This is a genomic window from Anisomitus miae (SeqCode), from assembly GCF_054906395.1.
In genome coordinates, this window is sequence record NZ_JBRACL010000008.1 from 75,064 (window position 1) to 87,023 (window position 11,960).

At 28.8% G+C, this 11,960-nt stretch carries 13 protein-coding genes; 1 reads left to right on the forward strand and 12 read right to left on the reverse strand.

What is annotated here, in order from left to right; genetic code table 11:
* Nucleotides 1-47: 47 nt before the first annotated feature.
* From AALI31_RS05925 to AALI31_RS05955, 7 genes are all read right to left on the reverse strand, one after another.
* A complete protein-coding gene (locus tag AALI31_RS05925) occupies nucleotides 48-1,400 on the reverse strand; it encodes a glucose-6-phosphate isomerase (RefSeq protein WP_489885612.1) in 1,353 nt (450 codons plus the stop codon).
* 57 nt (nucleotides 1,401-1,457) lie between these two features.
* A complete protein-coding gene (locus AALI31_RS05930; RefSeq protein ID WP_489885613.1) occupies nucleotides 1,458-1,643 on the reverse strand; it encodes a polysaccharide biosynthesis protein in 186 nt (61 codons plus the stop codon).
* 124 nt (nucleotides 1,644-1,767) lie between these two features.
* Complete coding sequence (locus tag AALI31_RS05935; protein ID WP_489885614.1) at nucleotides 1,768-2,430, reverse strand: hypothetical protein; 663 nt, start codon at nucleotides 2,428-2,430, stop codon at nucleotides 1,768-1,770.
* A gap of 30 nt (nucleotides 2,431-2,460) precedes the next feature.
* Entirely contained in the window at nucleotides 2,461-3,678 is a 1,218-nt protein-coding gene (locus AALI31_RS05940) for an ABC transporter permease (RefSeq protein WP_489885615.1), read from the reverse strand.
* Nucleotides 3,662-4,549, reverse strand: coding sequence for an ABC transporter ATP-binding protein (locus tag AALI31_RS05945; RefSeq protein WP_489885616.1), 888 nt, complete (start codon nucleotides 4,547-4,549; stop codon nucleotides 3,662-3,664). Before AALI31_RS05945 ends, AALI31_RS05940 begins: the two co-directional genes overlap by 17 nt.
* A gap of 14 nt (nucleotides 4,550-4,563) precedes the next feature.
* The gene (locus AALI31_RS05950) at nucleotides 4,564-5,199 is read right to left on the reverse strand and encodes a hypothetical protein (protein ID WP_489885617.1); all 636 of its coding nucleotides are present in this window, start codon (nucleotides 5,197-5,199) and stop codon (nucleotides 4,564-4,566) included.
* A 3-nt stretch (nucleotides 5,200-5,202) separates the two neighbouring features.
* The gene (locus AALI31_RS05955; protein ID WP_489885618.1) at nucleotides 5,203-5,691 is read right to left on the reverse strand and encodes a hypothetical protein; all 489 of its coding nucleotides are present in this window, start codon (nucleotides 5,689-5,691) and stop codon (nucleotides 5,203-5,205) included.
* 170 nt (nucleotides 5,692-5,861) lie between these two features.
* On the opposite strand from AALI31_RS05955, the gene AALI31_RS05960 reads away from it, so the two are divergent.
* On the forward strand, nucleotides 5,862-6,671 hold the full coding sequence (locus AALI31_RS05960; protein WP_489885619.1) for a hypothetical protein: 810 nt from the start codon (nucleotides 5,862-5,864) through the stop codon (nucleotides 6,669-6,671).
* A 52-nt stretch (nucleotides 6,672-6,723) separates the two neighbouring features.
* On the opposite strand, the gene AALI31_RS05965 is transcribed toward AALI31_RS05960, so the two are convergent.
* The 5 genes from AALI31_RS05965 to AALI31_RS05985 form a co-directional block, all read right to left on the reverse strand.
* Nucleotides 6,724-6,960 carry a hypothetical protein gene (locus AALI31_RS05965; protein ID WP_489885620.1) on the reverse strand — a complete coding sequence of 79 codons (237 nt, stop codon included), beginning with the start codon at nucleotides 6,958-6,960 and terminating at the stop codon, nucleotides 6,724-6,726.
* 103 nt (nucleotides 6,961-7,063) lie between these two features.
* Entirely contained in the window at nucleotides 7,064-7,612 is a 549-nt protein-coding gene (locus AALI31_RS05970) for a DJ-1 family glyoxalase III (RefSeq protein WP_489885621.1), read from the reverse strand.
* 157 nt (nucleotides 7,613-7,769) lie between these two features.
* The gene (gene dut, locus AALI31_RS05975; protein ID WP_489885622.1) at nucleotides 7,770-8,207 is read right to left on the reverse strand and encodes a dUTP diphosphatase; all 438 of its coding nucleotides are present in this window, start codon (nucleotides 8,205-8,207) and stop codon (nucleotides 7,770-7,772) included.
* A 68-nt stretch (nucleotides 8,208-8,275) separates the two neighbouring features.
* Nucleotides 8,276-9,178: a hypothetical protein gene (locus AALI31_RS05980; RefSeq protein ID WP_489885623.1), complete on the reverse strand. Its 903-nt coding sequence runs from the start codon at nucleotides 9,176-9,178 to the stop codon at nucleotides 8,276-8,278.
* Between the two features lie 78 nt (nucleotides 9,179-9,256).
* Nucleotides 9,257-11,803, reverse strand: coding sequence for a hypothetical protein (locus AALI31_RS05985; protein WP_489885624.1), 2,547 nt, complete (start codon nucleotides 11,801-11,803; stop codon nucleotides 9,257-9,259).
* Nucleotides 11,804-11,960 lie beyond the last annotated feature (157 nt).

An 11,960-nucleotide genomic window follows, 5' to 3' on the forward strand; every position in this document is an offset into this window, starting at 1 on the left:
CTTACAATATACAAATCATAAGTTGTTACAAAATAAAATTTCTAAAATTACAACCTTCTCTCAAGGTGATCTCTTAAATCCTCAAACCCTTTCTTTCCAAGAAGAGCAAACATATTCCTTTTGTAGCTTTCAACTCCCTCTTGATTAAAAGGATTTACAGCAGACAAATGACCACTTATAGCACAAGCTTTTTCAAAAAAATAGATCATATATCCCATATTATAAGCATCAATCTTAGGTATATTAATTACCATATTAGGCACTCCACCATCTAAATGAGCAAGCAACGTACCAGCAAAAGCCTTCTTATTTACAAAGTCCATTGTCTTACCAGTTAAATAGTTAAGACCATCTGCATCACCTTGCATCTCTTTTATAACTATGTCTTTTAACGGTACCTCAACATTTATAACTGTCTCCATTATATTTCTCATTCCATCTTGTATATACTGTCCAAGAGAATGTAAATCTGTTGATAAATTCACAGAAGATGGGTATATTCCCTTCTTGTCCTTACCCTCACTCTCGCCAAACAACTGTTTCCACCATTCAGAAAAAAATGCTAAACTTGGCTCATAAGAAGCCAAAATTTCTGTTATATAACCTTTTCTATAAAGTATATTTCTAATAGCAGCATACCTATAGCAACCATTAGTATTAACATCATCATAATCTAAATCTTGGAGTGCATCTCTAGCTCCTTTCATCAAATCATCTATATCAGCACCAGAAACAGAAATAGGCAAAAGTCCAACAGGTGTTAATACAGAAAACCTCCCCCCAACATCATCGGGAATCACAAAAGTTTCATATCCCTCCGATTCAGAAAGACTCTTAAGAGCTCCTTTACTCTTATCGGTAGTTGCCACTATTCTCCTTTTAGCTTCTTCCTTCCCATACTTTTCTTCCAAGAGGTCTTTAAAAAATCTAAAAGCAAGTGCTGGCTCAGTCGTTGTTCCGGATTTAGATATAACATTTACATAAATGCTCTTATCCTTAACGTAACTCAACAATTCACTAAGATATGTAGAACTTATGCTATTACCAGCAAAAAATATCTGAGGAGATTTCCTTTCACTTTTGCTCAAAAAATTAAAGAAGGAACTATTTAAAGATTCAATGCATGCCTTTGCCCCCAAATAGGAACCTCCTATACCAATTACTATAAGAACATCTGCATCATCTCTGATTCTCTTAGCTACTTCTTTTACTCTCTCATATTCTGCAATATCATAATCATTAGGCAAATTTAACCAACCTAAAAAACCACTCCCAGCACCAGTCCGACTTTTCAAGAGTTCATGTGCTAATTTAACTTGAGGAGTTATTAAATTTAATTCCTCACTATTTACATAATCAGAAAGCTTAGAATCATCAAATCTTAATTTTGAAGAATACATTTTATATAAAACACTCCTTATTTATAAATTTTAAAAACTCTCTAAATCCATAATGGATTATCTTAAAACAACCCCTGTCAAAAAAAGAACAAACAAGAAATAAACACCTACTGTTATGACCACAAACGGAAACACAGCCTTATATGCTGACTTAACCAGCAGCCAAAAATCCTGTTTATCTAAATCAAACTCATTGTCTAATTTTTCAAATTTCTTCTCCTTAGGCTTTTTGTTTAAAGACATAATCCACCCCTTTGAATTTTCACACAATATCTATAAGACTATTATAAATTAATCCAAATTAAAAAAACAATAAAAATGTTAATATAACAAATTATTAACTCTTTATTGCTTTAAAATCTAATAACTAAACAACATTTATATTACAAAATAAACTCTTACTTCTTATACTTACAGTTTTACTAGCTGTTCCATTTCTTCTTATATAATTGCCATTTAATATCACATTCCAACTAGGGTTTATACTTATTCTGATGTCCCCAAAGATACCCAAAATTTCAAAATCAATCGTATCTTTAGTAATCATTCTAGTACTGAGAAAATTAACCGCAATATCAGAGAAAAACGTTTTAATCTTAACGCTAGATATATCATCTGAAAAATTATTAATATGAATTGCAGAAAATCTTTCACTTATATCAATATCATTCCTACTATCTTTGAAAACTCCCTTATTAAACATAAATACCTTTGATCTTATAAATACGAAGTAAAATCCATACACTAATAATGCTACAGCAATTATAAACTTGAGAGATATCCCAATTACATGTACTAAAAAAGTATACGCAACAAAGAATATACCAAATATAATCATACCATTACCGAATGATCTAGTTTCTGAAAATCTTGAATATCTTTCACCATAAAATATCAAGATAATAGCAATCAAAGTATTAAATACCACAGAAAAATTTATATTAATAACGTCAAAACTCCAAAGCATAAACACAATGCCAGACAAAATGAGTAATAATCCTCTGATAAAATATTTATTATTCAAGTTCAAAGCACAAGCACCCCCCAAAAATCAATTCGTTTATTTCCTTTGCCTATAAGTATTCCCTTTAAATTTGATTGTTGATTTAATTGCATTAACATTAAATATTACTAATATCACTATGGAAGCAATCATGATTCCAACCATAAAAACTTCCGACAATAAAGATACAGGTATGTTTGAAATTATGGAAAACGACATAAAAAACGGTATATACTTTGAGATGAAAGCTAAACCGCTTTGTGGAAACTGTATACCAATAAACAAAACAACCGATCCTATTGAAATCAAAAATGTAACTGGAATAAGTCCCATTGGTAAATCCTCAGTTTTATTAACGATACTTCCAATCAACATAAACACAAGCCCATAAAAAATAAACCCCAAGGCAAAATACAAAACGTACCTAACAACTAGTATAAATTCTAAGTCCACAACACTTTTCACAGTTGGAAAATACTCAACACTTAACAAACTAACAATTAAAAATAAAACTATTAAAAAATAAATCAACTGTAACATACACGCTATCAAGACTCCTATAACTCTACCTAAAATTATATTTAACACTTTCGCCTTAGTCAAAACAATTTCAGTTATCTTAGAATTCTTTTCAATATTTACACTCGTACTTATAGATTGACCATAAATAATGAAAATAACATATAAAAATATAGTTAATATTGATGGTATCATGTATCTTTGTAGGATATTACCAAATTCATCTTGTATTGTCGCAGAAGAGACCAAATCATAATTAACATACAAATTATAATCATATAACCGATTTTCATTAACCAATCTATTACTTATTATGTATCTATCAATAAGAAATTTCAAATCCGAATAATTATTATTAGCAACAATTTTAACATCATCTTCGCTATTTACCACCAAATAGCCATTTATTATCCCTTTTTCTAATTCTTTATCTATGCTATAAATATCCATTTCCTCATCTACTAGATGGAAAAAATATTTTCCATCTAGTAGACTGGACATATCATTTGCATACATATTCAGATCCAAATGATTATTAAAAATATAATTTTTATTGTCTACTATATAAAATAGATACTCTTTACTTTCATTAAATAGCTCTGAATTTAAAATAAAATCAGGTAATATAAAAATAAGCAATAATAATAATGTAATCACAACAGTAGAAATTTTAAAAAATCGCTTACTGATGGTATCTCTAAAATTATAATTCAATATTACTAAAGCTTCTCTCACTAAATCAATCACCAACCACATCTATGAAAATTTCATGCAAAGACTTGTATCCCAAACTAAAGTTAAATATTTTTATCTTGTTTTGAAACAAAATGCTAAGTATATTATTTGCTATATCTTCATTTAATATATCTAGCTCATAAACTTTTTTATTTCTTCGTATACTCTTTACACCATAAATATTCAAATTTGGAAGGTTACCTTTTATTTCTATGGTAAGCTTATTCCTGCCATAAGACTTTTTTATTTCAATCAAATTACCCTCTATACACTGTCTACCGTTTTTTAATATAGAAATACTATCACAAAATTCTTCTACATAAAACATTTGATGTGTACAAAACAATATATACTTGCCTCTATTTATAAAATCTATAACAATATTCCTAAGTATCTCAGAATTGATTGGGTCAAGACCACTGAACGGTTCATCAAACACTATTATATTTGGATCATTAATTATAGTGGAAATGATTTGAACTTTCTGTTTATTTCCCTTGGACAACGTGTCCAAAACCCTATTGTCCATATTCTGCAATCCAAACTTCTCAATCCAATAATCTATCTTTGTATCAGCATCTCTCGATTTAAGTCCTGATAACATTGCAAAATATTTAAGTTGATTTCTCACAGTCTTTTTACTATACAGACTTCTCTCCTCCGCCAAATACCCAACCTTAGTTTTTATAACATCCAGCTCTCTATCATTTAACATTACTTGTCCACTATCCTTGGTGATTATATCTAAAATCATTTTTATCAATGTTGTCTTACCTGCTCCGTTCATACCCAATATCCCATAGGCACTTCCTCTTTTTACAGTGAAGCTAATATTGTCTACTACTTTTTTATTTGAATAATACTTTACTAAATTTTCAATAGATAGACTCATACAAAATACCAAACCTAAGACTTTGTAATATCCATTCCAAAGTTTTGCTTATAATAATCGATTATATATTGCTCAGCCTCAGGTACTTCAGTTTTCTGAAAATGGTTTCTCATGTTAGTTATATTTTCTTGAACCTCTTGGTCCATTTGAGCTTGCTCTTTCGTATATTCTATAAACTTAGATTGCTGTAAAACACCACCTATAACCCCTGCTACCATAGCACCACTAGCTACAAGTCCACTAGCCACTACAGCTTTAGTGAAAAGATGATTAGCTCTCTGAGATTCCAAAATAGTAGACTCCTCAAGAGTTGCCAAACGTTGATTAAGTGAGTTAATAGCTTGTGTGCTACTTGTACCTTGAGTACCTCCAGTATCATTAACTCCAGCACTTGAACTAACAGTTGATAATCTTCTAGTTATTACACCCGCACCCGTACTAGTAACATTTCCACCTATACTACCAGAGGTAGACAATCTTCTACTAACGGAATTTCCAAGTGAACCCACCATACCTCCCAATCTAGATAAAATACCTGCATTTGCTTCACTCCTATAACAAACAAAGGGGATAGTAAAACATACACTAGCAAGAGTCGCCATGGATAAAATCTTCTTTACCCTAAACTTACTGCTTAATTTACCGTACATATATTAATCCCCCTTACCAAGGCTAAAACCACTAGTAACTTGATTTCCACTACTTATTTCCTCAGTTTTCAATGGGTTTTTATATTTCTCTGGCATAGGAACTCCCCATTGATTAAATAAATCCCTCATTGACTGCTCTCTTTCTTCAAGAAAAGAGTAATAGGTTCTATCAACAATATCATCATAAGCACTCCTAGTTTGGTTATACTGATTCTCCGTTAGAGCCAATCCCACAGCTGTCCCTACAATACTCACAACCCCTACACCAATACCAATTGTACCTAAAACCTTATCTGATGTAGATAACACACTAGGTCTTGTTAATGATGTCGTTCCTAACCCAGAAGAAAAACTTCCCGACCCAGACCTAAACGTTCTATTTAAAGTCACGGCATTAGAAATAGTCGAATTCCCTATTGCTCCAAACAAAATTGGTGATACAAAAAGAAAGGCTGTTTTCTTAGAGAATTTGCCCATACTTTTTCGCAACATATATCCTCCTTAAAATTTAACTGAAATATAAACCTCAACGTATTAACACTAAATTGAATACTTTATCGATATTAAAACATATCTTCTTTATAACTACTTAAAATTTTTTTGTAACATTAAGATGTGTAAGAAATAATATAAAATCATTAATATTTTTTTGAGGGCTAATAATGAAAAGTTTAATAGATGCAATAAATACAAAAATAGATAACTTAAATTCAGATATTGATTCTCTTCTTTACAATGAATTCTTATTGACTTTACAGGATATGAAAGAGAACTTTAAGAACAATGAGAATTTAAATTTAGACAACTATTTTGAAAAACTAAAAGGGATATTGAATATCAAGAAAGATATCTCTTCGAATTTAATTTCCTATGACTATGTAATAGATTTCGACTCGAATTCCTTTCATGAAGATATAGAAATAGAATTAGAAGAAAGTGTATCTGTTTCAGCAAATATTTCAAAACCCACGGATTTTGAAAAACTAGAGCACACAATAAATATTTTGAATCTAGATAATGGCTACTACTACTTTCAAAATTTGAATGAAGACTATGGGGAAATAGGCAATTTATTAAATATCTCTTACTCAACGACTAATTTGGAAGATTTTAAATTATTTTCATTAAAAATAAGTGGAATAAAATTATTTGATAATATTTTCATAGCCAGAACTCTCAGTACATCTATGATAAAATTGCTTTACTTTTTATTTTCAGTAAATGAAAGTCCATTCATTACCCTGTGTGAACAAAACTCAAAATACTTTGCTAAATCTCCATCGAACATGAAAAAAGCCGTAACACTTAAAGAAAATTATTGTTATTTTGAATCTGATGTTGATGATTCAGAGGCTTCAGAAATGATAAAAACATTCCTAAACCACATCAATGTACCAATTTCAGCCTGCAAGGTATTACTAAGTTGTTCAACCACAAAATCAGGAGAGAGCTATATAACATTTATCCTATAATCCTTATACTGAAAAAGGGCAACATAAAAACATGTTGCCCTTTCCACATATGCTAATATTCAATATCCAAAACACATATACTACTATCATCCAGAAAGTAGTATACAAATTCTATCATAAATTCGTTCTCAAGTCTAACCCTAACCCTGTAATATATATTCCCTAAAAAATCAAAAACATCCCTATATGCATACTCTACAATTTCATATTTCAAAATATCTTGGAGCTCTTCTAAAAATATTCCCTCGTCTCTGAACTTCTTACACAAAAGAGTATCCAAAAGTTTCAATTCCATTCCTCCCTACTAGATGTGATAAAATTAAAAATAATTTACAAACATAATAAAATAACCACTACGACTTTAACTTTACATCATAACCACAAACAAATTTTTACGATTTCAAAATCATCTTATTTCTCACATCAATATACTCATCCTGACCTTTTAGAATTGTTACCAATTTAAAACCAAAATCAAACACCGATCCAACACAATCAGATGTTATTATATTTTTACTTTCAACAACTCTTTGATCTAAATATACACCGTTCTTTACAAATTTTTGAATTCCTTCATAACATGTAAAAATATTTTTGTTTAAAATCCCTAATTCATCTAAAATAATCGGTGCAGCACATATAGCTGCTATGTATTTTCCTGAATTATAAAATTCATTTATTACTCTATGAATAGGTTTAAATTCTTTTATGTTATTAACTCCCTTCATTCCTCCAGGAAATATTATCATATTAAATAATGAAAATTCAATTTTATCAAACTTATTATCGCAAAAAATTCGTATACCATGAGCTCCTGACACCTCTAGAGAATTCATTATAGATACTATAACAGTTTCAATTTCAGCTCTCCTTAAGATATCAACTATACCTATAGCCTCCATTTCTTCAAATCCATCAGCTAAAAATATACAAGTTTTCAATTTCGTTCACCTCCATATCATAAATTTAATGTGTAATTAATTCACATATTATGATATAATTTACTCAGTTACATGGTATGTTACTTTGATTTTCCATATTGAATCAAACATATTCTTCTCCTACTTTTACCCATATACATACCAATGTAACTAGCCATTATAGCTCACCACTTGAACCGAAACCACCATCTCCTCTTTGTGTTTCGCAATCTATGTTATCTACCCTTATTATTTCCACATCATAAGTTGGTTTTAACACTATTTGTGCTATTTTCATTCCATCCTTCACCATAAAGTCAAATTTTCCATGATTTATCAAAATAATTTTTAGCTCCCCTCTATAACCTTCGTCTATGGTTCCCGGTGAATTTAACAAAGTTATTCCATTATTTAATGCAAGACTGCTCTTAGGTCTAACTTGAATTTCTGTATTCTTAGGCAACTCAATTATTATTCCTGTTTTTATTGAACTAATTTCTCCACTTTTAACAATCTTTTCTTCAACAGAGAATACATCCATTCCAGCATCTCCATCATTTGCAAATTCGGGAAGCTTAGAATTGCTATACAAAAGCTTAATTTTTAATTCGTACATAACTATACCTCTTGATAAAATTTTTGTTTTTATAATTATAAACTTTTTTCGTATATTTTAAAATAAAGTTATTTTAAAAATATATTTCCTGAGTTAGGAGATAACTTTTTCATATCAAAATTTAAATTATTTATCCTAACTTCTATGCAATCATCAACAAACCTTACATTACCGATATCTAAATCTAAATTCAAGTTATTAAAAGATCTGAGTACATCTTTTACGAAAATCTTTACTGGAATATGTTCAATATTTACACCTGGGAAAACTGAATTTATTATTTTCAACTGTATATACAACAAATTTTCCTTCATGTCTTTTATATTAACGGATACATCGCCGACATCAAATGAATTTACTATTATCCCCTTTATATAAACAGCTTGACTAACATCTATACCTGATATCATAACCTTATCGGTCCTTATAAAATCTTTTACGAATGACATTATATCTTCGCCTGAAAGTTTCAAAGTAGTTTGTGTTAATTTCAAGAATAATCTTCCTCCTCTATATGATTTTAATTTATTTGATTTACTTTCTACATCAACATTTTCCACAATAATATTTATAAAACCTTTTTCTAAGTATAATTTTGTTAATAAAAATCTTACATTTGTACTTTTTATATATGAATCTAAATTAATAATAATTAAGATTCTTCCTTTTTTATTTTGTTTTTCAAAATTTACCGAAATAAACCTTAAAAAAATATTTGCGATCCCTTTTGGAATAGTAAATCTTCTAAAACTCATCTTATTAATTTTCAAATATATCTTATTGCCCAATACCTTATGTACACCAATGTTTAAATTTATATTGCGAATTATCCCATAACAAATATTTTTTATGGATAAACCTTTATCGATTTTGATATCTTCAATAAAAATATTTCTACTTCCTAAAAATTTCCTAAAAATATATAATAATTCGTCTTCACTAACTTTTATAGAAATACTTCTTATCTTCATCAACCATCTCCTACTTAAAAAAAACAAAAAAAGCATACATCTTTAATTAGATATATGCTTTTATTTAATGAATGTATTCTATTTTAATTGTTTTTCCAAGGATTTAAATTTTAAGTTAGTGAACATTTTTTCAATGACTAATTTAAAAGACTTATCTTCATCCTCTTCTTTTACTATTTTATCTAAATCATTTAGCCACACACTTAAACTCTGCTCTGTTGGATCAATACCAAAAATTATGTTATATAAAATTTTTATTCTATCGACTTTATCGTTGTATCTTTCAAAAAAGTATTCTTCATCTAATACTTCAAAAATAAATTTCTTTAAATCAATTTCGCCTTTTTTAATTTTGGTATGCCAAAAATCAAACACGACCTCATCTGCAAATTCAAACTTCTTTTCGTCATTACTTAATCCGTTTTTGAGCATCATATATGTTTTCGAAATAAAATTTTTAATTTTATCATTTGATTCCATACAAATAAACTCTGGAATTTGAAATTCGATTAAATTTTTATCCTCATTTCCAATTGAAATATTTATAATTTCATATTTTTTGTAAGGCACTAAATTGCTAATTATAATATGATCTTTATCGATTTCACTTTCTAAACCCACTGTATGACAAATTGCACTATTAAAATCTATTGACCCATCTAAATTATGTGGAAACCTCAAATATCCATCTCCAAATTCTACACTATTAATATCAATAATTTTCTTTACCTTCTCTATCGGGTTTTCAATACCATCAATCAATTTGACATTTTCATCGTCATTCATAACCAAAATCGGAATTATTTCATTAAACTCAACGTTATTAATCTTAATCCTCATGCCATAGTTATGATCTTCTACTATAGCAGCCTTTAAATATACTCTACCTTTCTTACTTAAAATTTTCGTATCTTTGTTTACGTCGAGTAAATTAAAATCTTCATCATTCAAATCAAAAACACTCTGAACTTCAATTACATCATTGTTATTTATAGAATCTACATTCTTGAAACAAACTTCAACTTCTTGACTCGAAGCTTTAGTTCTTGCAATAGATCCTTTAAAGGAGATATCATTATTAACAGTTATTTTTATTGTATTTTCAAGTTCCACATCGTTAATTTTGAATTTTACATAATAATTATTTTTTGTATCTAAAGTATAATTTAAAAAAATAGTTCCATTCAATTTTTCAATCTCAGTATTATAGGAAGATTTTAGAAAATTTCTTTCATTATCTCCCTCCTTATAAACACCAATAACTCTTACGGAATCTGTCACTTTTAGACCTTTAGCATTTTCTAAACATATAAAAATCTTATTGCTTATAATATCAGTTAAAGCAGTCGAATTTGATATATCCAGAGGTATAACTTCAACATTCAGACCATTCATCAAAAAACCGTTTATCTTTATTAGCGTTTCGTAGGAACCACCAGACTTTATTTTGTCCAAAAGCCTAACTTCATTAACTTTATTAGTTAGCTTAGTTTGAGAAATTAAATTTTCGTCTTTTTTATTCACATCGTGCAGGGAAATTACCTCTATTGAATCCTCTTTATCTAAATTATCAATTCCACTTAAATCAATCTTCAATTCCCTACCTATTTTTTCAACTGCTGTAACTTTAATTTTTGATATATCTATATCTTTAATATGTACATCACAACAGTCTTGAGGGTCCATCTCAACACCATTGATCCTTAATTTTACTTTATATCTTTTCCCTTCAACTAAGCTACTCTTTAAAGTAACCTCTCCATCTAAATTTGATATCACATTTGCATTTTCGTCTAAGGTAAGTAATAAATTCTCAGAAGGTGTTGAATCTTCATAAACACTTACAACTTGAACTCTGTCATTGAATGTTATTCCACTTTCTACTTTTATACAAACCTTTAATTTGTTTGATATTTTTGAAGTTATGCTGAATTTTACATTATCATTAAGACTTAACTCTTTATAAGTTGGAGTTATATGAAAAGAATCTATTCCTAAAATCTCCGATCCCTTCTTCACAAGAATCGTATACGTAGAAGTACTCAAATTCTGTATGTCATTTATGTATATACTTCCTTTCCCTTCTTCATCGATCTTAACGGTTCCAACTTTAGTATCATTTTTAAAAACGGTTATCTCTGAATCCCTAAACAAGACATTTGAATTTGAGATATCTAGAGAATTTTTATATTTATTATAAACAACCTTTATGTCGAGCACCTTATATCCATAATCGGTCTTGTTTATAATTTTATAAATTTCACCTAGCTCTTTTGTATTCAAAACCAATGTGTAGCTCTGATCTTTAAGATTCTGAACTACATTACCTAAAGAATCCAGAAGAATATTATCCGGATTTGAAAATTTATAGGCCTCCCCTGAGTGCACGATTCTAGCATTTATAATATTTATGTTTTCAGGAATATCAATTAACTTATACCTAACATCCTCACAATCCACTCCACTTTCTTCCCTAATAATTTTAAGTCCAACAACATCAATAATATCTACTTTATTTACTATCTTTGGTAATGACTTGACTATTTGAACACTGCAAAGAATTAAAATCAAAGAAGACACAAAAAGAAATACAAGATTAACATATAAACTACGTCTAATTCTCATACTACCTACTCCTTAAAATATAGTTAATGTTATTATTCTATTTTTTTAAAATTATAATAACGTAAAATTTTTTCCAATTAAAATCATTGCCTGATATCATAGTCTTATCATCAAGCATATTCGTGTCTTCCCAAAATCCTAAAAATAAAAAAAGACA